Consider the following 22232-nt stretch of genomic DNA (forward strand, 5'->3'; position numbering starts at 1 on the left):
ACTTTTTATACTAACTTCATCTTTTTTTGTCTCATTACAATTAAAAAAAAGAACTATCAGTATTAGGCACAAAAATTGAATGACCTTCATTAGTAAAATATCTATATTTGTTAAATATATAAAATCCCAAAATCATGATTCGTAAATTTTTAGCTTTTGTTTTAGTTTTCAACTTGACTGCCTGTGCAGAATTACAAGATGTTGTTAATAATCTTCCTCAAGGTGGAGGTGTTTTAAGCAATGCCGATATTGCATCAGGACTTCGCCAAGCTCTTGACCTAGGAATAGACAAACAAGTAAATAAGCTTACTCAAAAAGATGGTTTTTTCAAGAATGAGTTAGTAAAGATCTTACTCCCTGAAGAATTACAAAAAGTCGACAAAGGATTACGTGATATTGGTTTAGGGAATTTAGCTGATGAAGGCTTAAAAGTATTAAATAGAGCTGCTGAAGATGCTGTTAGTGAGGCAACTCCTATATTTATTAATGCTGTTAAAGACATTACTTTCAACGACGCAAAAAGTATTTTGCTAGGTAACGATGACGCAGCTACTCAATATTTGACTTCAAAAACGCAAACAGCACTTTACAATAAGTTTAAACCTGTGATACAAAATTCATTTTCTAAAGTTGGTGCAGATCAGATTTGGGAAAACCTCATCAATAAATACAATGCGATTCCTTTTACAAACAATGTAAATCCTGACCTTACAGATTATGTTACTGGTGAAGCGTTAAAAGGTGTTTATACCATGATTGCTGTTGAAGAAAAAGAAATACGAAATAAAGTATCGTCAAGAACTACAGACTTATTAAAGAAAGTATTTGCGCTTCAAGACTAAACGTTTTACTAGTTACTTTTCTTTTTGTAAAGTCCATCGAAAGCAATTGTAGTGTCTTTGCCTTCAGTTATCGTTTCCCACAATTGTCTAACAGATCCATCGGCATTTGATGTCCATGTAATACGATGATAAAATGATTTTCCATCTGTATTGGTTTCATCATCGGTTCGCATAATCATTTGGTTTCCTTTTCTGTTGCCTTTAAGCTTTAAATGAGCACCGCGATTATCAATCCAAAGTTGTTCCCATTGTTTGGTTTTTAGGTTATAGAAATTTTGACTTGTGCCTGTGTAACCGCCTTTAGCGCTAGTCCATTTTTCTAATAAAATACAGCCGTCCTGAATCTTTTGGATAGAATTCTCACCAGCAGCAGTTCCATCTGGATTTGTAACCGTCCACTCACCTACCCAAAAATCAAAGGCTTTATGATTTTCAGTACAGCAATTACAGTTAGTATTCTGCGCAAAACTCAAGGAAGAAAAAACAAGTGTAATTAAAAGTAACGTATGCTTCATTTTCTAATATTTACTATAGATGTATTTATTCATAATTAATATAAAGCTAATATTAACATAACATTAAAAAGGAAAATACATCTCATATTTGTCATAGTTAGTAAGTCTTTTTCATTTTTACTTCGAAAAAGTTAGTAAAAAAAATCGGTCTATTCCTTTAGGTCGATTTTTTTATCAACATTTTCAAAAATTATAGTGCTGAATTACAATATTTTATCTAAATTTAATTACAAATAATTTCTGTGATGAAATACACAAAACGAATCATCGACAATCACAACCTATTATTAGCTCGCTATAAAACGCTTATTGAGCAAGCTTATAATTTTAGGCAAACGGATTCTGCTTTAAGTGATATTTCAGAATATAAAGCAATCAAGCTACTTCATAAGATCAACAAGCTTAAATATTTAAATAGAGATCTCATGTTGGCTCAGCAGAATTAATTTCACGTTTTTTTACGTACCTCTTTCAACTAAACTTAGTTTTTTAACCGTATATAAGGTATAAAAGCAAGTTATTATGAATTCACATTTTTGCAAAGTTGGAAAAAGACGTCCCTCAATACGTAAAGTTTTTAGCATTAAAGAGCTAGAGGATAAGTACACACGTGTTATAGAAGAGGCATACAATGTTGAACAAACAGATATGAGCTTAAGTGACATTTTATTATATGAAGCTCAAAAGCTAAAACAGCGTATTCTCAGTTTAAAAAAAATCGAAGCTAAAGGTCTTGATGCAGCGTTTTAAAATATGCAAAAGCATGTTTTAGCCTAGATCCATACCAAGAAAAATATTCACCATCAACTAATACAATTTTTGCCTTTGGAAATTCAAATTCGAGTTGTTTGACGTGATCTTCCTTAAAAGGATAAGGTTCGCTTGATAACATTATAACATCAATGTTTTTATTCATCTCATTAAGTTCAACCTCAGGATAACGCTCTAAATGCTCAAAATAATTTTGAAAATTATTTAATTTGAGCATGGTATCTATAAATGTGTTTTTAGCCGCTACCATCCATGGGCTTTTCCAGATAAAATAGGCAACCTTAAGCTTAGATTCATCTGTAATATATTCTGAAAAATCATATCTAGCAGCCTTAATATTTTGAATTATTTCGATTGCTTTTTCTTCTGTAGAAAACAAATCACCATACATATTGATGAGCTCTAGAGCATCTTCTAAATTAAAAATATCGCTAATATGAACAGGTGCGATATGTTCTAATTCTAAAATCATCTCCTTAGTATTTTCTTCTTTATTACAAAGAATAACATCTGGATTTAGATCTTTAATTTTATCCAAATTGACTTGTTTTGTGCCACCAACAATTGTTTTCTTTTGCCTCAAGTTTTGAGGATGTACGCAAAATTTTGTTATGCCCACAATTAATGATTCTAAACCAAGATCGACCAACAGTTCTGTTTGAGATGGCACCAACGAGATGATTCGCTTTGGTGTATCATCAAAATCCAATAATCTGTTTAGTTGGTCTTTATAAGTCATATTTAATACCTGATGTGCTTCGTAAGATAACTTACGACAAAATCGCTTTCATTTGTTGTTGCAAGTCTTCAGCTTTTTGAGCAGCAGCTTGAGCAAAATCATCACCTTGTGAGGCATAGATAATTCCGCGTGATGAATTAATCAACAAACCTACTGAATCGTTCATCCCATATTTACAAACATCTTGTAAATTACCACCCTGAGCACCAACTCCTGGAACCAACAAAAAGCTATCTGGAATAATTTGTCTTATATCTCTTAAATATTCTGCTTTAGTGGCGCCAACTACATACATGAGGTTTTGAGCGTTTTTCCAAGTTTTAGAGGTTTCAAGAACTTGTTTATACAATTCCTGACCATCAACAGTTTTTGTTTGAAAATCAAAAGCGCCTTGATTAGATGTTAATGCCAAAAGAATGGTATGTTTATTATCAAATACTAAAAATGGTTCTACAGAATCCTTTCCCATATAAGGTGCTACGGTCACACTATCAAATGCTAGGTCATCAAAAAAGGCTTTGGCATACATTGTACTGGTATTACCAATATCACCGCGTTTCGCATCGGCAACAGTGAACAATTCAGGGTGTTTTTCATTGAGATATAGAATTGTTTTCTCTAGTGCTTTCCAACCTTTTAACCCATAAGCTTCATAAAATGCTGTGTTGGGTTTATATGCTACGCACAAGTGATGTGTCGCATCTATGATTGCTTTATTAAATGCAAAAATTGGGTCTTCTTCACTTAATAAATGCTTAGGAATTTTATCTAAATCGACATCCAATCCAATACAAAGAAAGGAGTTCTTTTTTTTAATTTGTGCTGTAAGTTGTTGTGTTGTCATATTAAAAAAGCCTCCAAAAAAGAGGCTCTACATTTATATATGTTCATCACTAGCTTTTAACTTCTCAGTGTTTTCGGCTAGCATTAATTCGTCTATCAATTTTTGAATATCACCATTTATAATATTCTGCAAATCATATAATGTTAATCCAATTCTATGATCTGTAACACGTCCTTGCGGATAATTATAAGTTCTAATCTTAGCGCTTCTGTCTCCAGAACTCACCATACTCTTACGTTTTTCAGAATCTGCTGCTTGTTTTTTAGCTAGTTCCATTTCGTATAGTCGTGAACGTAATACTTTTAGAGCTTTTTCTAAATTTTTGTGTGATGATTTCTGATCTTGACAACTTACAATCATTCCGGTAGGTTCATGATGAAGTTTTATAGCTGAATAGGTTGTATTTACCGATTGCCCTCCTGGACCCGTCGATGTTGTTCGTTCAATCCTTACTTCTGTCATATCGAGTTCGACATCAAACTCTTCAGCTTCAGGTAACACCATTACAGTAGCGGCACTTGTATGCACACGTCCTTGAGTTTCCGTTTGTGGCACACGCTGCACTCGATGAACACCAGCTTCAAACTTCATAGTACCATAAACATCATCTCCAGAAACTTCAAAAATAATTTCTTTAAAGCCTCCTGCTGTTCCTTCATTTAAGTCCACAACGCTTACATTCCACCCCTTACCTTCACAATATTTAGTATACATCCTGTATAAATCTCCTGCAAAAATACTAGCTTCATCTCCTCCAGTTCCTGCTCTTACTTCGACAACTACATTTTTAGCATCATCAGGATCTTTAGGAATTAGTAAGAAACGAATATCTTCTTCAAGTTTTGGGATACCTTCCTTAGCTTCATCATATTGCATTTTGGCCATTTCTACCATTTCAGCGTCGCTGCCATCAGCAATTATTTCTTCAGCTTCATTTAAATTATTCGTCAGTTCTATATACAATTCACGCTTATCCATAAGTATGCGCAAATCTTTATATTCTTTGTTAAGCTGTACATAACGCTTTTGATCTGTTATTATATCTGGTTGAATGATTAAATCACTCACCTCATCAAAACGCTGCTTGACTATTTGTAATTTCTCTAACATTTATCTTCTAAAATTGTGATTCAAAAATACGATAATTTATGGATTCACCATAGTGAAAAACTTGTTACTATAATGAAAAATAATCTGATAAGTTTTAACGTTATATCTACATGCGAAAGCAAGTGAAATCCATACTAAACTACTACAAATCAATGGCTTTATGGTCATTTATTGTCACTCTGGGAATAACAATTATCAACCCTGAGCTTATTTTGGCGTTATCAACAAAACTCTTTTTAGTCTTTGTACTTTGGTTTTTAATTAGCGACAGAAAGGTGAGACAACGTTTGCGTTTTTATAGAATTAGAGGTGTTTCTAATATGAAATTTTTTACCGTTATATTCTTGTTTGATGGTTTGTTAACGACGTCCTTTCTACTTTTAATTAAAGGTTTTATCTAGTACTCGAAAACACCATATTTACTTTTAATCGTAAGCTTTTTTTCTTCGGAAGCCTCAACACGCCCAATAATTTGGGCATTGACATTAAATGATTTTGAAATCTCGATGATTGCATCTGCAATATCTGGAGAGACATATAATTCCATTCGATGTCCACAATTAAATACCTGATACATCTCTTTCCAATCTGTTTTTGATTGCTCCTGAATCAATTTAAATAGCGGCGGAATATCAAACATATTATCTTTTACAATATGCAAATTATCTATAAAATGTAGAATTTTAGTTTGAGCACCACCTGAACAATGTACCATACCATGTAGGGTTTCCGAAGAGAACTGAGATAGAATTGCTTTTATAATTGGCGCATAGGTACGTGTAGGTGACAGCACTAATTTACCTGCATCTATTGGAGAATTTTCAACATTATCAGTTAGTTTTGTTTGCCCAGAGTAGACAAGATCTTCGGGTACAGATGCATCAAAACTCTCTGGATATTTTTCTGCTAAGTACTTATTAAACACGTCGTGACGTGCAGATGTTAATCCATTACTTCCCATCCCACCATTATACTCTTTCTCATAAGTTGCCTGACCAAAACTCTCGAGCCCAACAATCACATCTCCTGCTTTAATATTGGCATTGTCAATTACAGCACTACGCTTCATACGAGCAGTAACAGTTGAATCAACAATTATAGTTCGTACTAAATCTCCAACATCGGCAGTTTCACCTCCTGTAGAGTGAATCGTAACTCCAAATGATTTTAGATCTTCAATAAGTTCTTCTGTACCATTAATTATAGCAGAAATAACAGCTCCAGGAATCAAGTTTTTATTACGGCCAATGGTAGAAGACAACATAATATTATCTGTTGCCCCAACACATAGCAAATCGTCAATATTCATGATAAGGGCATCTTGGGCTATACCTTTCCAAACCGAAAGATCTCCTGTCTCTTTCCAATACATATAGGCTAATGAACTCTTTGTACCAGCACCATCAGCATGCATAATCAAGCAGTAATCATCATCATTAGTTAAATAGTCTGGAACGATTTTACAAAATGCTTTAGGAAATATACCTTTATCTATGTTTTTTATAGCATTGTGCACATCTTCTTTGGAAGCAGACACTCCTCTTTGCGCATAACGTTTGCTGATATCTTGGCTCATGGGTTTATTTTGAGCCACAAAAATAAGAATTGTTAATTACAATTTAGGTCTATTTTTATCATCAGTTATTGAATTAGCTTCAATTTCGGTAGAATAATCTTTAAGGATTTTTGCTTTCTTTTGGTCGCCACCAAAATAGAAGTTGAGACCAAAAGCTATTCTAAAGTACGTATCATCTGATGCTCCAGCTTCTAGACCATCGAGTGTATCACTCGAAACATAATTATAATCAGTATATAATTTGAGTGCAAATTGATTTGATACAATACATTCTAAACCGATACCTCCTTGTACTTTTGGAGCTGTTTGTTTGAAATGATTTGAAGCATTGTATCCAGCTCCTCCAAAAATAAAAGGAGAGAATCGCTCATGTGGTATTAACAATAGTTCCATATTTAGATCAAAAGACATAAAACCTTCATTAAAAAGGTCTATATATGCTAAATTGAACTTATGATATCCAAAATCTATTGCTAAGTGTGGGGTCAAATGTCTTTTGTAGCCAAAATGACTATAGATCTCAAACATTGGATCTATAAAATCCCCATTGATAACTGAAGTTCCTAAAGCCACATCAAAGGCATTAGTTCCTCTTAGGTCATAAAACTTAGTCTTAGGTACTTTTGGTGTTTCGATTTGCTCTTGAGTAAAGCCTTGAAAACCAATTAGACAGATTGCCATTGCTAGCAAATTGAAACGAATTTGTTGTGCTATCATCAAATTTTGTTTTGGTTAAACGAAACCAATAACAAAGTCATTTTAGGTTCAAAAGATTTGGCAATGCGGCTGGCAATATAAAAAATTAATTATCAATGAGTTACATTTTTTCAAAAATTAACTACAAGGCATAAAAAAAAGACAAATGGATTTAAAAAAATTCATTTGTCTTTTTAACTGGCAATGAAAGCAATGCCAACTAATTTTTGTAAGCATCAGAAATCATTTACGATTCTGCTTGAAATCTCGTTTCGGTTTTAACAACGTTGTCCTGAGTAAGGCCATCTTTTACGTCCTTAGAATCGTCTTGAGAAAACAACAAGGTAGCAAACATGAGAGCTGCTACGCTTAGTAGTAACTTTTTCATTTTACAAAAAATTGATTAATAGCATTACAAACTTAACTAATTATGTCAGTGTTGTGCTTGCTTTAACCATATTTTCGACTATTTGATAAAATTATGCGTTGAAATACATTAATTAGAAAGAACATCTACGTAAAACTACGTAGATTATGACACTTATTAACCCTTACAGAAACATAGAAGCCTCAATAAATGAGGCTTTTAGATGTGTAGTTTATTTAGTAAATAATAACTCTCTGTACTTAGTTAAAGGCCAAAGTTCGTCGTCTACTAATAATTCTAATTTATCACAGTGGTATCTAATATCGTCAAAAAGAGGCTTAACATTAAAACAATAGGCGTCTGCCTTTTTTTCTAAATTCTCAATAGCATTAGCTTTTTTTCGCTCTTCCGTCATTTTAGTAACATTAGAATTAATGCCTTCAATATGACTTGAGATCTCTTCGATGAGATTAAGTTGTTCCTTAGCCAATGTCTTGAAAGAGCTACCATATATTTCTTTAAGTCCTTTGACATTATCTATTAAAATGTTTTGATAACGAACTGCGGTTGGTACAACATGATTTCGTGCAATATCACCTAGCACACGTCCTTCAATCTGAATTCGCAACACATACTCTTCCATTTCAATCTCATATCTCGCTTCACTCTCAATCTTATTCATAACGCCTAAATCATCAAAAAGACGAATTGCTTTTTGAGATACTTTAGCTTTCAATGCTTCTGGTGTTGTTTTGTTATTACTTAACCCGCGCTTTTTAGCCTCTTTCTCCCAAGCTTCGCCATAGCCATTTCCTTCAAAAAGAATAGGTTTTGACATCTTTATGTATTCTCTTAATACATTAAAAATAGCATCATCCTTCTTCATGTTACTTTTAGAAATCAATTGCTCCACCTCATCCTTAAAATCAATTAATTGCTTCGCCACAATGGTGTTTAAAATGGTCATAGGGTTTGCACAATTTGCAGTAGATCCTACAGCTCTAAACTCAAATTTGTTTCCTGTAAATGCAAAAGGTGATGTTCTATTTCGGTCTGTATTATCTAGTAATACATCCGGAATTTTACCAACCACATTTAATTTAAGGTCTGTTTTTTCTTGAGGCGACAACTTTCCATTAGTTACATTTTCCAACTCATCAAGCACTTTTGTTAATTGCGCTCCAATAAACACCGAAATAATAGCAGGTGGCGCTTCATTAGCACCTAAGCGATGATCATTACTTGCCGAGGCAATAGCTGCTCTCAATAATTCTTCATTATCATGTACGGCTTTAATCGTATTTACAAAAAATGTAAGGAATTGTAAATTACTCATTGGTGTTTTTCCTGGGCTCAATAAGTTAACACCTGTGTTTGTTCCCAAACTCCAATTATTATGCTTCCCAGAACCATTAACACCTGCAAAAGGTTTCTCATGGAATAACACTTTAAAATTGTGACGCTCCGCAACTTTATCCATCACATCCATTAATAATGAATTGTGATCGACAGCCAAATTAGCTTCATCATAGATTGGCGCCAATTCGAACTGGTTAGGTGCAACCTCATTATGCCTGGTCTTTACAGGAATTCCTAACAACATACATTCGGTCTCCAAATCACGCATGTAAGCCATGGCTCTATTAGGTATAGTACCAAAATAATGATCATCCAACTGTTGTCCTTTAGCAGGAGAATGTCCTAAAAGTGTACGACCAGTTAATACAATATCTGGTCTGGACATTGCCAAACCACTATCTATTAAAAAGTATTCTTGTTCCCAACCAAGTGATGCATTTACCTTCTTTACGTTTTTATCAAAATATTTACAAACGGCTACTGCTGCTGAATCTACAGCTTGAAGTGCACGCAACAAAGGCGTTTTATAATCTAAAGCTTCTCCTGTATACGCTACAAAAACAGTTGGTATACATAATGTAGTTCCATAAATAAATGCTGGAGACGTCGGATCCCAAGCTGTATAACCTCGAGCTTCAAAAGTATTTCTTATACCTCCATTTGGAAAACTTGACGCATCTGGTTCTTGCTGAACGAGTTGACCTCCTCCAAACTTTTCTATTGAAAGCCCGTTACCAATTGTTTCGAAAAAAGCATCATGTTTTTCTGCAGTTGCTCCTGTCAATGGTTGAAACCAATGTGTGTAATGTGTAGCGCCTTTTGAGATAGCCCACTCTTTCATACCTGTTGAAATGTGATCGGCTACAGTTCTATCTATTTTAGAGCCATCGCTAATAGCATCCATTACACTTTCAAATGCTTCTTTAGTCAAGTACTGTCGCATTGTTGACTCATTAAAAACATTAGCTCCAAAGATTTCAGAACGTCTTGTGTTTTCTTCAATATGAATAGGTCGATGGTTAAATACTTCTTTTAACGCATGAAATCTTAGAGTAGACATAAAATATATTGTTTATCAAATTTAACAGGGCAAAAATAATCAATATTTAAAAAAATACACGATTAACCCCTAAAAAAATAGGGTATAAACAATTGTTAATAACATTTTATCTAAAATACCCCTCTTTTTTTTGACCAAAACATAAAAATTATAATATTTGTGCTTTCAATTTTTAAAAAATTAAAACAGCATGAGCAAATCGAAATTAGAATACATTTGGTTAGACGGACATGAACCAACACAAAACATGAGAAGTAAGACTAAAGTAGAAGATGACTTTAGCGGAAAACTAGAAGACTGTTCTGTATGGTCTTTTGATGGATCATCAACCGAACAAGCAGAAGGCGGATCTTCTGATTGTCTTTTAAAACCTGTTGCTATTTACCCTGATCCAACACGAAAGAATGGTTATTTGGTAATGTCTGAAGTATTAAACTCTGATGGTACACCTCATCCTTCAAATGCTAGAGCCACAATTGATGACAATGACAATGATTTCTGGTTTGGTTTTGAGCAAGAATACTTCTTAATGGATACTAAAACTGATCTACCTTTAGGTTTTCCAAGAGGTGGATTCCCAGGACCACAAGGAAAGTACTACTGCTCAGTTGGTGGTCGTTATACTTGGGGAAGAGATTTTGTTGAAGAACATGCAGACCTATGTATTGCTGCTGGATTGAACTTCGAAGGTATTAACCAAGAGGTAGCTCCAGGCCAATGGGAATTTCAATTATTTGCTAAAGGCGCAAAGAAAGCTGGTGATGAAATTTGGGTAGCCCGCTATTTATTGGATCGTTTAACTGAAAAGTATGGTTACTACATTGAATATCATCCAAAACCAATTAAAGGTGATTGGAATGGTTCAGGAATGCATGCTAATTTCTCCAATACAACTTTAAGAACTTGTGGTAGTGAGGACACTTACAGAAAAATCTGTGAAGCTTTCAGACCAGTTACAGATGAGCACATGGATGTTTATGGTGCCTTTAATGATGAGCGTTTAACAGGCTTACATGAAACTGCCCATGTATCTGATTTTTCATATGGAATTTCAGATCGAGGAGCTTCTATACGTATTCCTATTATTACTGTTGAAAAAGGCTGGAAAGGTTGGTTAGAAGATCGTCGTCCTGCATCAAACGGTGATCCTTATAAAATTGCTGGTCGTATTATTAAAACTGTAAAATCTGCTAATATCAGCTAGATTAATAACTATTTTGTTCATAAAAGCGTCTTCTTTTATTGAGAAGGCGTTTTTTTTATGCTTGAGATTTAAAAGCCAAAAAGATAAATGTACCATATGCCGCCACCAATAGCAAACCTTTATATCTTGATATTTGAAATCGCTTCGGAATAAAAATTAATAAAATCAATACTGCAGCGAAAGCGAGCATCCAAAAAATATCATGCTCTAAAATAGAGACATCTGTCACTGGAATTGTTTTCACAATAGAAGTTAAGCCAAGCACAGAACCAATATTAAAGATGTTTGAACCGATTAAATTTCCTAAGGACAACGCTTTTTCTTTTTTTACAGCAGCAATAACAGATGCCGCTAACTCTGGAACACTCGTACCAATTGCTATAACAGTTGCCGCAATTACGGCTTCACTAACTTCTAAAGCTCTCGCTAGATCTTTTGCTCCATCTACCAACCATTCAGATCCAAAATAGAGAGCAGCTGCTCCAATAAGCAACCACATCGCAATTTTAAAGTTTGAAACTATAGCTAAGTTCTCATCAATAGCTTCGGTAGAGGTATCTTTTTTTGCAGATCGTATAAGTACAATTAAAAAAATAATTAATGCTATAAATAGTGTACCACCTTCAATTGGAGATAACTGATTGTCATTACTCAAAAAATAATATAATGCTATTGAAAACATCATCATAACTGGCCAGTTAAGCTTATAAAATGACTTGTCTACAGCTATAGAACTCACAAGAGCTGTAATTCCTAGAACGAGACCAATGTTAGCAATATTAGAACCAATAACATTATTTATAGCGATTGCTGGAGACTCATTTAATGCCGCATTTAAACTCACCAATAACTCTGGAGCTGATGTTGCAAAACTCACCACTGTCATTCCAATAACCATTTTTGAAATACTCAATTTAAATGACAATGCGACAGATGAGCGCACTAAAAACTCACCTCCTATTACCAATAACATCAATCCTAGAATTATCCAGACTAAGCTCATTCAATTTAAATTTTTGCGAAGATAGCATAATTTATAGAGTGTCAATTACTTTAATTCATGCTAATTCAATGTAAATAAAACTTAAATTTTAGTTAAATAACTAAATAAATAGTTGTATAACTATAAAAATAGTTATAGGTTTGTAGAGCAATCAAAAAATCAGTAATCGTGCAAAAACTTACAAACAAAGAAGAAGAGATTATGCACATCTTATGGAAGCTTGAAAAAGGCTTTGTTAAAGATGTACTTGCAGAGATAAACGAAGATAAACCACATTACAATACCTTATCTACCATTATTAGAAACTTGGAAGAAAAAGGCTATGTAAGTTATAATGCTTATGGTAAAACACATCAATACTTCCCTATTGTAAGTAAAGAAGCCTATAAAGAACGGTTTATGAATACAGCTATTGAGAATTACTTTAACAATTCGTATAAGAACGTTGTGTCATTTTTTGCTAAGGAAGAAAAAATAAGTGTTGATGAACTTAAAGAGATTATCGCTTTAATAGAAAAAAAGAAATAATTATGGACTATTTACTTAAAGCATCTGCTGTACTATTAATATTCTATTTATGCTATCAATTGTTTTTGCAACGGGAAACTTTTTTCCAAGCTAATCGTTGGTTTTTATTATCAGGATTGGTATTTGCAAGTTGTATTCCACTTGTTGTTATTCCTAATTACGTCGAGTACACAGCGACGAATCTTTCAGGTTTTACCTTCGCCACAGATACGACTATTCCCGTAGCGGTTAACAATGTTGCAATAGAAACTGAACCATTTGATTACACACAATTGATTATTTGGACCTATCTTATCGGTATTTTATTTTTCTTCGGAAAATTAGCTATCGAATTTTTATCGCTCCGAAAAATTCTAAAAACTAGTCAGATACGATTCTCGAGCTCATACAAACTTCTAGAAACGAAAGCTCAAGTTGCTCCGTTTTCATTTTTTAATCGCATCGTGTATAATCCTAGCCTATTCAAAGACGATGAGCTAGCACATGTGATCAATCATGAAAAAGTACACACTAAAGAGTTACACTCTATAGATACTATTGTTGCTCAAATCTCATGCATTCTATTTTGGTTTAATCCAATTATTTGGCTCTATAAGAAAGCATTACAGCAAAATTTAGAATTTATAGCCGACCAAAAAGCACAATACATATCCGAATGCGATATAAGCTATCAAACAGTTTTATTAAAAGCTAGCGTGAAAAACCATCAACTAGCATTTACAAATAATTTTTACACATCATTAATTAAAAAACGAATTGTTATGTTACACAAATCAAAATCAAACAAAATTAACCAACTTAAGTTCTGTCTGGTACTTCCTTTATTAGCTCTTTTTATGATGAGTTTCAATACAGAAACTATATATATTGAAGTGCCTTCAGAAGAAAAAACTGAAGCCGAATATCTCATTCCTCAAACTGGTGATATAGAGATAGTCATCACTAAAGACACGACCGACGAACAATTAAAAAAGCTTAAAGAACGATTAGAAGACAAAGGTATTACGTTCACTTACTCTAATCTCAAACGAAATAAAGACGGTCAAATCACTAGTATTAAAACCGATTTTAAAAGTGCAGAACGTTCTTCTAATTACAACATCAATGGTGATGATGGGATTAAAGCATTCCGTTTTAAAAGCACTAAAGATTCATTTAATATTGGCTCTTTAGACAAAGGGCAAAATGTATTTGTTTATGAAACCAAAGACGGAGAAGTAAAAACACAATCGACTGGTAGTAGTAATGTATATGTTTTTGAAAGTGATGATGAGGATGGACAAAAAAAGACTTCTAAAGTAAGAATCAAAACCTCTAGTGGAGACGAACCAATAATTATAGAACAAAAAGCAGGACAAAATTTTTGGGTTAAAGAAAATGGAAAAAAAATAAGGATTAATGCTTCGGAAAATGGAAAGCGTAATATTTTTATTTCTGAATCAGATGACCCACTATTTATTATAGATGGTAAGGTTGTAGAGAAAGCTGACTTTGAAGATGTCGATTCTGAACAAATCCAATCCATAAATGTATTAAAAGGTACAACAGCTGTGCAATCTTATGGTGGCAAAGCTAAGAATGGGGTTGTGGTAATGACCAAAAAAGGAGGAGCAAATAAATTTGTAGTAAGAGAAGTTGGTAAAAGTAATACTATTGGTACTTACGAATTTATCCAATCTGATGGCGAACAACCACTTATTATTGTTGATGGGAAAGCTATTACTTCTGGAAAAATAAGTGATATCGACCCTAATGTTATTAATAGTATTGATGTTATAAAAGACAAAAGAGCTGTTAAGGTCTATGGAGAAGAAGGAAAGAATGGTGTTGTAGTTATCAATACGAAATCGCCTAAAGTAGTTACTGGATATAGAACTGGAACTGTTGTAAAAGGACATATAAGTCCTATAGTTGTTGAAACCAAAGGGTCATATGCATATGTTATAGGAGATGATTATAGCACAGCAGAATTCATTATCTCCAAAAACTCTTCTGACGCCTTTTTAAAACAACAGAAAAATGAATTAAAAAAGCATGGTATAGATGCAAAATTCTCTAAAGTTCGACGTAATAAAGCTGGCGAAATAACCAGTATAAAAATTACACTTAACGACAAGAAAGGTAGTAAATCAACATCGAGTTGGAAAGAAAAAGATCAAGCTATTCCTGATATTGTCATGGGGAAATCTCAGGGGGAAAGTTTATTTATAAGAGCCATAGGTAATTAAAAAAAAAGCCCAAACTAAAGTTTGGGCTTTTTTTTATTCTATAATGAGTTTTTTAGTCGTTGTTTTATTTTTTGAGGCTATTTGAAGTACATATATACCACTTGCTAAATTAAGATTCAATAAGCGATCTTCGTTAAGTACTACTGTTTTAATTTGCCTTCCTTCTATTGAAAATACACTTAACACTGCTTCATTTTCTAATCCTTTAATTGAAATAGTCCCTTTACTTGGGTTAGGAAAAATTTTAATTGCATTTTCATCTAACTCTGACACACTTAATTGTTGATCCCATGTATCACCTACGTTAGTTCCCCAAATATACTCTACTAGATCGGGTTGATCAATAAACGGATTTCGGTTAAATTGCCAATTATAAACAATATTATTACGATTCATTTCAAAATCATCTGGAGGATCATTTCTATGCCAATCCAATAGTGTTGCGAGATCACCTAATTCCCCTGGTCCGTTTTCTGGGAAACCATTAACTACTTGCAAGCCATTATATCTAATTTCCATATACAAAACACTTCTAGCAACATCTCCGTAGAAGCTTCCTTGGGTTGCTACTGGTCCAGTATATTGGCCATAATGTTGATTTCCTCTTGCGCTATTTTCTGGTCCATCAGCAGCACGAAGTGCATGTGCATCCGAATTTCCATGACGTAGGGAATCAGCTTTGGTAGTCCAAAACACATCAATCCCATCAGCAATTTCATCTTCTTCAATATCAAAAAAACCGCCTCTAGAACGTGGATACGTATGTTCTCGATTCCATTTTCCGTTATTATCAGATCCTGTTTGTAAGTCTAACTTAGCGCGACCTTGCTCTGTATACAATAACCAGACTTGATTACTATTTAGCGGATTTTGATCGGCATTTACCAATATATCTAGCACATCAGCATAGGTCTGAGCTCTCACCACATTTGGATCAGCTATAATGTCTTGTAAAGCCTGACGTAAATCAGTATCTGCCAACCCATCTAGTGAATTGTAATAACCAGTAGGTTGTGTGCTTGTTACATTTCCGAAGGTAGGATTTAAAGGTGTTCCAAAATTAGCCATAGTAAAATCGTTGTCTACTATACGAATTTCTAGATTACTATTAAGCTCTAAATACTCTGCAGGCAAACTCTCAAATCGAATACGTGTCACTTCATCACCTTCATCATCCATATCATCAACTAAAGTAATTGTTGTGGATGCCATACTTTGACTTACAGGAATTGAAATCATAGTATTTCCAGTAAAATCAGAGGTATTAAAACCCAAATTATCAAGAAGGATATTAAAGTTTAAGGCTTCAGTAACTGGTGTTTCAGTAGTAAATGTAATATCGAAACTATCATCTTCATTGTATTGAGTTTGAGCGACACTAATACTAACACCATTGAGTACTACACCGCTTCCATCATTAAGTTGTCTTGGTGTGGGCGTTGTCGCTGTATAAGAAACATTATTGCCCATATCAACAAATCGTTGAATTGAATTTGTATTATTTCCAGGCCCTTCATTAATTTGTTGAATACTAGCAAATCTAGGATCCTGATTAAAAATTGCAATCATATCTGCATCATCAGCATCTGCTGTTCCATAGATTAATACATCAACCAAATTATCAATGGTTGCAACTGTTTGTTCGGGAAAGTCAGTATCATCTGCCTGATAAATAGCAACAGCATCAGCACCATTTTGAAATACATTTTCTGAAATGAGCAATTGAGGGACTGGACTTACAGAGTTACTACCAATTAGTAATAATCCATTAATATCGGTCTCATAGCCATCAAGATCAATGGTAAAGTAGCTGGAATTCATTCCTGAGCTAGAACCATTAAAGAAGACAACAACATAGCCGTCTAATGCAAAGTTTGGTGTATCACTTAAAAGTTCTAGAAATTCCATATTATCAACTCCAGGAGTGTCACAATCTAATTCGTTAATAACGACTTGTGAAAATGTGAGTTGCATAAAACATATGGAAATGAAATATAATAGCGGTGTTTTCATTGTATGTTTTTTACAAATGTAATCATCTATCGAAGCTATTCTCCATTATCATCTTAATAAATAATAAAATTTATGAAAAAGACAGCTTTTTTTCAGCCCATTTGATATTGCTTAAATCTCAAAAATTAAAAACTAAAAAAGATGAAACACCCGTTTTTGGGCATTTTTATAATGAAAACCCCCTTGGTTTCAAAAAAAAGCATCAAAACACCCCTTGAATTATTACAAAAAACAACTAAAACAACACTTTTAAATAACAATTTGAAACTTTACTCAAGAGAGTCACATGATTATTGAAATTAAAATCATCTTTTTAGTTATATTTTTATATTCAATTTCATAGATTTTACTATAAACATTTGGAAACAAGATTTCCAAAATTATATATTGAAAACTCAATCAAGAAAATGACATAAATATTAACCTTAAAACCAAAACATTATGATGACACTTGCAAAACTATTAATCGATATTCTTTTTTCGGTTAACTAAATCCAACCCATGATTGTAAAACTTAGTCTAGAATAGGTTTTACATCATTTTTAAAAAATAAAAAGAAGTTCTTTGGCAACAATTACAAATCTCTTAAATTTACTTACCGGTTTAATCTTCTAAACCTAAGTATATGAAGCAGAATTTCTTTAAGGGACTTGCCAAACTCAACAAATTACTCTTACCTAGTTACTCCAAACAACAGTTAGATCTAAGCAAAGCCACAAAACTCCAATTAGCTATTATTGGCTGGAGAGTTTATGTGACTAAGCGTGCTTTAGGGTAGTTCTAATCACAGAAAAAGCCACTAAACCTTCTTTAACATTTAACTACGACGAAGTGTTATAAGTGGCCAATCCTGCGTTTATGAACACATGCTATTTCTCAATCATATGTTGCCAATTATCTAAAAGTTCTTTGCATACTTTTGTGAATTTGTATTTCATTAAAGGATGTACAAGACTATTTTGTAATGTTTTTTTATATTCAAACTCAAAAGTCATAACAATTTCAGACTCACTAGACGTTAGTTCATTTACAATCCAAGTTCCTTTTAGAAATTTTAAAGGATATGGATAATCTGGAGCCTTGGTGTTGACCTCAAAAGAATATTGCCTTTCATCTTCCCACAGTGTGCATGTTTCGGTCCAACTATCCTTACCATGTGAGCAAGATCGAACCATCCCTTTTTTATCTCCTGAAATAATTTTTGAATTATCAATATTTGGAGCCACTTGATGGTAATTACCTACATCTGAAATAATGTCCCACACATGTTGCCTAGTCCCTTTTACTGTTCTACTAAACCTAATGACTTTTAATCCTCGTGTGTGTTCTTCGTCAATTCTAGCTAACCCTCTTACTTGAACAAACGCTAACTGTAAAACTACAAACGCAACTATAGCAATAATTACATGTCCTTCTGTAGTAATATCAAAAGGGTTAAATAGTAATAACATCACACTACCAATTACCCATAGTAAATCTTGAATAATAATCCATAAAACCGAAAGCGCCCTTTGTTTCTTTACTTCTATCACAAGTGTTAAGGCAAATATGAGAAGTAGAATTCCTAAAATTAGAAATGTGTTATTTGACGCTATACCAAACAAACGTTCTAAATCATTTTTAAATAGTATGGATATAATACCACAGGTTGAAGAAAATACTGCGTTAGCGGTTAATGACTTTTGTAATGTATTCATTGTATCAATTTATTTTATCCAAAATTATAACAAGGAAATAAGCTTGTATTGATATTTTACGCCATTTTTTTAACTTTACAATATGAGAATTTTTGCACCTTACTTAGCCAGTTTATTAGAGTATGCCGAATATCATAATTTAGATAGCAATACATTGATAGATATCCTACCTAAACACAACATTGATCTTTGTGATCCAAATGAAATGATTGAAGCAAAAACGTATTTATCCGTTTTTAATAAGGCCATTGAAGTTACCAATAGTGATTATTTTGGTTTAAATTTTGGGTCTTATCTCAATTTAGGAGCTCTAGGGCTAGTTTTAGAAATCTCATTAAATACGTCTAGTATTGAACAAGGGGTTTATATTCTTCAGCAATTTTTAAAAACCAAATTCCCTTTAGTAACAGCTACAGTTATCAAAGATCAAAACCACTTCATACTTCAACTTGAAAGCTCTGTAAAGCATAAAAAAATGAGGAGACATCTTTTAGATCTAGTTTTAGCAATTGTTTTTAGAGAATTAAAGCTTATGATTCCTAAACATTTCACACCTCAAATTCGTCTTCCTTTTTTCGAAAAAAAGCACTACTCCGATACACTAAAGACTGAAATCACTTATGGTGATGATTATCAATTAGTACTTCCATTAGATATCATTAAAACTGAAATTAATAAAAGTAAAATAAAGGAAATTGAATTATTATTACCTAAATTTTTATTAATGCTCAACAAAGGCTCAGAAAGCAAAAACATACTTTCAAATCAAATACGACATATGACCTTGCATATGTGTTCACCTGAAATTCCAAATTTTGAGCAAGTACAAAAGCAGTTTCCATATAGTAAGCGAACTATTCAAAGAAAATTAACTAATGAAGGGACATCATTTAGACGTATTTTAAATGACATAAAAAAAGAACTATCTCAGTATTTGGTAAATGAAAAACACCTCAAAACTAAAGATGTCGCTTATATTTTAGGCTATTCAGAATCTAGCGCCTATTTGCACGCTGTTAAGTCTTGGGGAAAAAATTAGCTATATTCTTTCTAATAAAACTTTGCTTTAATGATTGGAATTGATTTCCTCTTCTTGACAAGTTCTACTTTTACTATTTAAATGCCATTTTCATTTAGTTTTAATCTTCTTTGAATAAGAATTTATTAAAATAATATCCTAGCCATATAGTCCCAATTAATGATATGGCAGCCATAGCATCAAACCAAATAGGGTTATTGATTTTATCTGCGATAATTAAATAGGTAGTTTCTATTACTACAAAAATTGATAAAATAATAATGGGTATGTAATTGCTTTTGCCTGCAACACAAGTAGCTACTGCACCAACAGTTAAACCAGACATAAGCGTTCCTAGGCCTCCAATAATAATATTACTTATTGGTGAACTATTTAATTTTACACCATCAACAATTATTTCTTGAGCTAATGTTATTAATAAGATCATTAATACCTCTCCAATTATTACAGCTAAAATGATTTTTAGAATTTTATTTGTTTTCATAATTAAATCTTTTCATAAGAAGTAAGTTTTAGGAATACTAACTTTATCTATAATAACTATCCTGACATCTTTCATGATTACCATTTGATTATTTATAACAGTTTCATAATTCATAGTTATCATATTAACATTTGTGATTGCAATAGGATTCTTCCGAGTAGAAAGAGAAAAAGCGATTATAAAAAACAATGAGATTAAACGTATTTTTATAATTATTCATTGAGCTTAACAGTAATTATTTATTTCAATTACTTTTCTAGTAAATTTATCAATCATCATTACAGTTAATTCGGTTTCCGAAACTTTATCTTTTGTTTGTGTATCGTACATCTTATGGACAAACTTTAAGGTTTTATTGGTTTTTGCAATCATTGTCGATTGAATGTGTATTAGGTCGCCAGAAACCAATTCTTTATAATACTTAATATGCTGTTCTACCGCTACCATAGAAGCATGGTTCTTTTCCAAAAATGCCTTACTTAAACCTAGATGGTGTAGAAAGTGCCAGGTAGCCTCATCGAATTTTGCCACATAAAACTGTACGTTCATATGGTTGTTAAAATCACAATGCCAAGGATAAATTGTACTTCGGTGTGTTTCAATTAAATTCATTAAAGTTTGAATATGTTGAGTTGCTTATCATTTTCCATTAATTGGTAAAATTTATTGACCTTCACACTTTTAAACTCTTGTGTAACTCCACTTGGCCAAATAATTTCAATCTTATCTACAACTTTTTGCTTGCCTAAACCAAAATGAATGATTGATTCACCATGAGCGCCATAACCAGACAATTGATGTAATTCTCTATATTGAATTTTGTCTTTACTGTTTTCTCTATATGAGATTTTTATTTTTACACCTAAAGCGCCTTTATTAGATTGTACGCCAACACATTTAATCTTTAACCAATTATTTGAGCTATTAATTTCATTTCTATACATTAAATTATTATTACCATCTCTAGAAACGACAAATACATCTAGGTCACCATCATTATCAAAATCCTCTAATACATTGGCAACGTTTATAGTCTTTTCTTGAGTAATTATACCAGAATTAACTTTTGTAAATGAACCATCCCCATTATTGAGATATAAGAAATTTTTTTCAGGTTCTTGGTAGCCATTAGAAACAAAGAGATCTAAATCACCATCATTGTCCAAATCACCAAATGATGAGCCAATAGAAAAGGCTTTGTCGTTCACCACAGGATCATTATATACTCTTTCAAAACCTTTTCCTTCTTGATTTAGAAATAGAAAATTACCTTGATTATCGAAATTGCCTATAAACACATCCAGATAGCCATCATTATTGATATCTCCCCAACTACTTGTAATAGAATTACCACCTGAACTTACCAGAGGATCGTATTGGTTAAAAGCATTGTTAAGTTGTTCTTCTTGGGTGCCTATATACAATGAATTATCACTACTTAATTGAATATTATTGTTATTGCCAGCACTAATAGGATAGCCTTGTCTTGCAACGAATAAGTCTAACTGGTTGTCTTTATTAAAATCTATCCAATTTGCGGTAATTGCCCAATCTAAATTATTTGTAATTCCAGAAATAGAATCTTGTTTGAAAGTACCATTGCCCTGATTGATATATAAAAGATTTGGTTGCACTTTCCAATTCACTTCAAACATATCTAAATCGCCATCATTGTCGAGATCTCCCCAAGTAACACTTTCGGTCGATCCTTTATAATTTATTAAATCTCCAACTTTAGATTCTATTGCTAACTTAAATTTATCGTTTCCACTATTAATATAGAGAACGTTGTTTTCTGGTTCATGAGTGCTACCAACAGCTAAAAAAAGATCTTTATCACCATCATTATCAAAATCAACCCAATTGGCCGAAGCAGTGTTGTACTCACTATCAACCACTATATTATTTTTGACTCTTGCAAATGAGCCATTGCCAATATTTTTATAGAGAAAATCTTTTTCATTAAGGTTAGAAACATATATATCAGGATAGCCATCATTATTATAATCGCCAAAAGCAATACCATGAGAGTTACCTCCATCCATCGTGAAAGGATCATTTGTAATCTTTGTGAAATTTTGTGCTTGTAAAGTCATTGACGATAAAAAAGTCATTAACATTATTACTTTCATATACACAGTTTTCTATAAATGTAAT

General features: G+C 32.8%; 23 protein-coding genes. 9 read left to right on the forward strand and 14 right to left on the reverse strand.

Features of this window, described 5'->3' with window-relative positions; translation table 11 throughout:
* Positions 1-134 precede the first annotated feature (134 nt).
* Positions 135-842: a DUF4197 domain-containing protein gene (locus tag Q0783_RS16100; RefSeq protein ID WP_298760406.1), complete on the forward strand. Its 708-nt coding sequence runs from the start codon at positions 135-137 to the stop codon at positions 840-842.
* Positions 843-850: 8 nt separating this feature from the next.
* Here Q0783_RS16100 and Q0783_RS16105 read toward each other — a convergent pair whose 3' ends face one another.
* Positions 851-1357: a hypothetical protein gene (locus tag Q0783_RS16105; protein WP_230936749.1), complete on the reverse strand. Its 507-nt coding sequence runs from the start codon at positions 1355-1357 to the stop codon at positions 851-853.
* A 245-nt stretch (positions 1358-1602) separates the two neighbouring features.
* On the opposite strand from Q0783_RS16105, the gene Q0783_RS16110 reads away from it, so the two are divergent.
* Positions 1603-1803 carry a Lacal_2735 family protein gene (locus Q0783_RS16110; protein ID WP_230936748.1) on the forward strand — a complete coding sequence of 67 codons (201 nt, stop codon included), beginning with the start codon at positions 1603-1605 and terminating at the stop codon, positions 1801-1803.
* A gap of 76 nt (positions 1804-1879) precedes the next feature.
* Positions 1880-2107, forward strand: a complete 228-nt coding sequence (locus Q0783_RS16115; protein ID WP_298896832.1) for a Lacal_2735 family protein — start codon at positions 1880-1882, stop codon at positions 2105-2107.
* On the opposite strand, the gene Q0783_RS16120 is transcribed toward Q0783_RS16115, so the two are convergent.
* Genes Q0783_RS16120 through prfA form a run of 3 tightly spaced genes read right to left on the reverse strand, consistent with a single transcriptional unit; the run spans position 2082 to position 4821 of the window.
* On the reverse strand, positions 2082-2867 hold the full coding sequence (locus tag Q0783_RS16120) for an ABC transporter substrate-binding protein (RefSeq protein ID WP_298896834.1): 786 nt from the start codon (positions 2865-2867) through the stop codon (positions 2082-2084). The genes Q0783_RS16115 and Q0783_RS16120 overlap by 26 nt on opposite strands.
* A 31-nt stretch (positions 2868-2898) precedes the next feature.
* A complete protein-coding gene (pyrF, locus tag Q0783_RS16125; RefSeq protein WP_298896836.1) occupies positions 2899-3711 on the reverse strand; it encodes an orotidine-5'-phosphate decarboxylase in 813 nt (270 codons plus the stop codon).
* 33 nt (positions 3712-3744) lie between these two features.
* A complete protein-coding gene (gene prfA, locus Q0783_RS16130) occupies positions 3745-4821 on the reverse strand; it encodes a peptide chain release factor 1 (RefSeq protein WP_298896838.1) in 1077 nt (358 codons plus the stop codon).
* Positions 4822-4931: 110 nt separating this feature from the next.
* Here prfA and Q0783_RS16135 point away from each other — a divergent pair, with 110 nt between their 5' ends.
* Positions 4932-5222 carry a hypothetical protein gene (locus tag Q0783_RS16135; RefSeq protein ID WP_230936743.1) on the forward strand — a complete coding sequence of 97 codons (291 nt, stop codon included), beginning with the start codon at positions 4932-4934 and terminating at the stop codon, positions 5220-5222.
* On the opposite strand, the gene Q0783_RS16140 is transcribed toward Q0783_RS16135, so the two are convergent.
* The 4 genes from Q0783_RS16140 to Q0783_RS16155 all read right to left on the reverse strand — a co-directional run bounded on the left by Q0783_RS16140 (position 5219) and on the right by Q0783_RS16155 (position 9879).
* Positions 5219-6397, reverse strand: a complete 1179-nt coding sequence (locus tag Q0783_RS16140; protein WP_298896840.1) for an AIR synthase related protein — start codon at positions 6395-6397, stop codon at positions 5219-5221. The two genes, Q0783_RS16135 and Q0783_RS16140, sit on opposite strands and share 4 nt — an antisense overlap.
* 36 nt (positions 6398-6433) lie before the next feature.
* Positions 6434-7114 (reverse strand): Curli production assembly/transport component CsgG, encoded by a 681-nt coding sequence (locus tag Q0783_RS16145; protein WP_298896842.1) that lies wholly within the window; start codon positions 7112-7114, stop codon positions 6434-6436.
* Between the two features lie 226 nt (positions 7115-7340).
* Positions 7341-7481 (reverse strand): hypothetical protein, encoded by a 141-nt coding sequence (locus Q0783_RS16150; protein ID WP_298896843.1) that lies wholly within the window; start codon positions 7479-7481, stop codon positions 7341-7343.
* A 211-nt stretch (positions 7482-7692) separates the two neighbouring features.
* The gene (locus Q0783_RS16155; RefSeq protein WP_298896845.1) at positions 7693-9879 is read right to left on the reverse strand and encodes a glutamine synthetase III; all 2187 of its coding nucleotides are present in this window, start codon (positions 9877-9879) and stop codon (positions 7693-7695) included.
* Positions 9880-10069: 190 nt separating this feature from the next.
* On the opposite strand from Q0783_RS16155, the gene Q0783_RS16160 reads away from it, so the two are divergent.
* A complete protein-coding gene (locus Q0783_RS16160) occupies positions 10070-11083 on the forward strand; it encodes a glutamine synthetase beta-grasp domain-containing protein (RefSeq protein WP_298760422.1) in 1014 nt (337 codons plus the stop codon).
* Positions 11084-11138: 55 nt separating this feature from the next.
* On the opposite strand, the gene Q0783_RS16165 is transcribed toward Q0783_RS16160, so the two are convergent.
* A complete protein-coding gene (locus tag Q0783_RS16165) occupies positions 11139-12086 on the reverse strand; it encodes a calcium/sodium antiporter (RefSeq protein WP_298896848.1) in 948 nt (315 codons plus the stop codon).
* 168 nt (positions 12087-12254) lie between these two features.
* Here Q0783_RS16165 and Q0783_RS16170 point away from each other — a divergent pair, with 168 nt between their 5' ends.
* Together Q0783_RS16170 and Q0783_RS16175 are read left to right on the forward strand one after the other, a co-directional pair.
* On the forward strand, positions 12255-12614 hold the full coding sequence (locus tag Q0783_RS16170) for a BlaI/MecI/CopY family transcriptional regulator (RefSeq protein ID WP_298896851.1): 360 nt from the start codon (positions 12255-12257) through the stop codon (positions 12612-12614).
* Between the two features lie 2 nt (positions 12615-12616).
* A complete protein-coding gene (locus Q0783_RS16175) occupies positions 12617-14842 on the forward strand; it encodes a M56 family metallopeptidase (RefSeq protein WP_298896854.1) in 2226 nt (741 codons plus the stop codon).
* Positions 14843-14875: 33 nt separating this feature from the next.
* Here Q0783_RS16175 and Q0783_RS16180 read toward each other — a convergent pair whose 3' ends face one another.
* The gene (locus tag Q0783_RS16180; RefSeq protein ID WP_298896856.1) at positions 14876-16855 is read right to left on the reverse strand and encodes an endonuclease; all 1980 of its coding nucleotides are present in this window, start codon (positions 16853-16855) and stop codon (positions 14876-14878) included.
* A gap of 625 nt (positions 16856-17480) precedes the next feature.
* On the opposite strand from Q0783_RS16180, the gene Q0783_RS16185 reads away from it, so the two are divergent.
* The gene (locus tag Q0783_RS16185; protein ID WP_230936733.1) at positions 17481-17633 is read left to right on the forward strand and encodes an SsrA-binding protein; all 153 of its coding nucleotides are present in this window, start codon (positions 17481-17483) and stop codon (positions 17631-17633) included.
* Between the two features lie 91 nt (positions 17634-17724).
* On the opposite strand, the gene Q0783_RS16190 is transcribed toward Q0783_RS16185, so the two are convergent.
* Entirely contained in the window at positions 17725-18552 is an 828-nt protein-coding gene (locus Q0783_RS16190) for an SRPBCC family protein (RefSeq protein ID WP_298896858.1), read from the reverse strand.
* A gap of 82 nt (positions 18553-18634) precedes the next feature.
* On the opposite strand from Q0783_RS16190, the gene Q0783_RS16195 reads away from it, so the two are divergent.
* The gene (locus Q0783_RS16195; RefSeq protein WP_298896860.1) at positions 18635-19591 is read left to right on the forward strand and encodes an AraC family transcriptional regulator ligand-binding domain-containing protein; all 957 of its coding nucleotides are present in this window, start codon (positions 18635-18637) and stop codon (positions 19589-19591) included.
* A gap of 100 nt (positions 19592-19691) precedes the next feature.
* Here the strand turns inward: Q0783_RS16195 and Q0783_RS16200 are convergent, their stop codons facing one another.
* The 3 genes from Q0783_RS16200 to Q0783_RS16210 all read right to left on the reverse strand — a co-directional run bounded on the left by Q0783_RS16200 (position 19692) and on the right by Q0783_RS16210 (position 22207).
* Positions 19692-20075, reverse strand: a complete 384-nt coding sequence (locus tag Q0783_RS16200) for a hypothetical protein (RefSeq protein WP_298896862.1) — start codon at positions 20073-20075, stop codon at positions 19692-19694.
* Positions 20076-20300: 225 nt separating this feature from the next.
* Complete coding sequence (locus tag Q0783_RS16205; protein ID WP_298896864.1) at positions 20301-20687, reverse strand: acyl-CoA thioesterase; 387 nt, start codon at positions 20685-20687, stop codon at positions 20301-20303.
* Positions 20687-22207, reverse strand: a complete 1521-nt coding sequence (locus Q0783_RS16210) for a CRTAC1 family protein (RefSeq protein ID WP_298896866.1) — start codon at positions 22205-22207, stop codon at positions 20687-20689. The genes Q0783_RS16205 and Q0783_RS16210 overlap by 1 nt, the downstream gene beginning before the upstream one ends.
* Between the last annotated feature and the right edge of the window lie 25 nt (positions 22208-22232).

The organism is uncultured Psychroserpens sp. (assembly GCF_947500255.1).
Taxonomy (GTDB): domain Bacteria; phylum Bacteroidota; class Bacteroidia; order Flavobacteriales; family Flavobacteriaceae; genus Psychroserpens.

Bases quoted from the DNA above. Each gene is read 5' to 3' on its own strand.
- Q0783_RS16100 (WP_298760406.1), top strand. From the start codon at position 135: ATGATTCGTAAATTTTTAGCTTTTGTTTTAGTTTTCAACTTGACTGCC.
- Q0783_RS16105 (WP_230936749.1), bottom strand. From the start codon at position 1,357: ATGAAGCATACGTTACTTTTAATTACACTTGTTTTTTCTTCCTTGAGT.
- Q0783_RS16110 (WP_230936748.1), top strand. From the start codon at position 1,603: ATGAAATACACAAAACGAATCATCGACAATCACAACCTATTATTAGCT.
- Q0783_RS16115 (WP_298896832.1), top strand. From the start codon at position 1,880: ATGAATTCACATTTTTGCAAAGTTGGAAAAAGACGTCCCTCAATACGT.
- Q0783_RS16120 (WP_298896834.1), bottom strand. From the start codon at position 2,867: ATGACTTATAAAGACCAACTAAACAGATTATTGGATTTTGATGATACA.
- pyrF (WP_298896836.1), bottom strand. From the start codon at position 3,711: ATGACAACACAACAACTTACAGCACAAATTAAAAAAAAGAACTCCTTT.
- prfA (WP_298896838.1), bottom strand. From the start codon at position 4,821: ATGTTAGAGAAATTACAAATAGTCAAGCAGCGTTTTGATGAGGTGAGT.
- Q0783_RS16135 (WP_230936743.1), top strand. From the start codon at position 4,932: ATGCGAAAGCAAGTGAAATCCATACTAAACTACTACAAATCAATGGCT.
- Q0783_RS16140 (WP_298896840.1), bottom strand. From the start codon at position 6,397: ATGAGCCAAGATATCAGCAAACGTTATGCGCAAAGAGGAGTGTCTGCT.
- Q0783_RS16145 (WP_298896842.1), bottom strand. From the start codon at position 7,114: ATGATAGCACAACAAATTCGTTTCAATTTGCTAGCAATGGCAATCTGT.
- Q0783_RS16150 (WP_298896843.1), bottom strand. From the start codon at position 7,481: ATGAAAAAGTTACTACTAAGCGTAGCAGCTCTCATGTTTGCTACCTTG.
- Q0783_RS16155 (WP_298896845.1), bottom strand. From the start codon at position 9,879: ATGTCTACTCTAAGATTTCATGCGTTAAAAGAAGTATTTAACCATCGA.
- Q0783_RS16160 (WP_298760422.1), top strand. From the start codon at position 10,070: ATGAGCAAATCGAAATTAGAATACATTTGGTTAGACGGACATGAACCA.
- Q0783_RS16165 (WP_298896848.1), bottom strand. From the start codon at position 12,086: ATGAGCTTAGTCTGGATAATTCTAGGATTGATGTTATTGGTAATAGGA.
- Q0783_RS16175 (WP_298896854.1), top strand. From the start codon at position 12,617: ATGGACTATTTACTTAAAGCATCTGCTGTACTATTAATATTCTATTTA.
- Q0783_RS16180 (WP_298896856.1), bottom strand. From the start codon at position 16,855: ATGAAAACACCGCTATTATATTTCATTTCCATATGTTTTATGCAACTC.
- Q0783_RS16185 (WP_230936733.1), top strand. From the start codon at position 17,481: ATGAAGCAGAATTTCTTTAAGGGACTTGCCAAACTCAACAAATTACTC.
- Q0783_RS16190 (WP_298896858.1), bottom strand. From the start codon at position 18,552: ATGAATACATTACAAAAGTCATTAACCGCTAACGCAGTATTTTCTTCA.
- Q0783_RS16195 (WP_298896860.1), top strand. From the start codon at position 18,635: ATGAGAATTTTTGCACCTTACTTAGCCAGTTTATTAGAGTATGCCGAA.
- Q0783_RS16200 (WP_298896862.1), bottom strand. From the start codon at position 20,075: ATGAAAACAAATAAAATTCTAAAAATCATTTTAGCTGTAATAATTGGA.
- Q0783_RS16205 (WP_298896864.1), bottom strand. From the start codon at position 20,687: ATGAATTTAATTGAAACACACCGAAGTACAATTTATCCTTGGCATTGT.
- Q0783_RS16210 (WP_298896866.1), bottom strand. From the start codon at position 22,207: ATGAAAGTAATAATGTTAATGACTTTTTTATCGTCAATGACTTTACAA.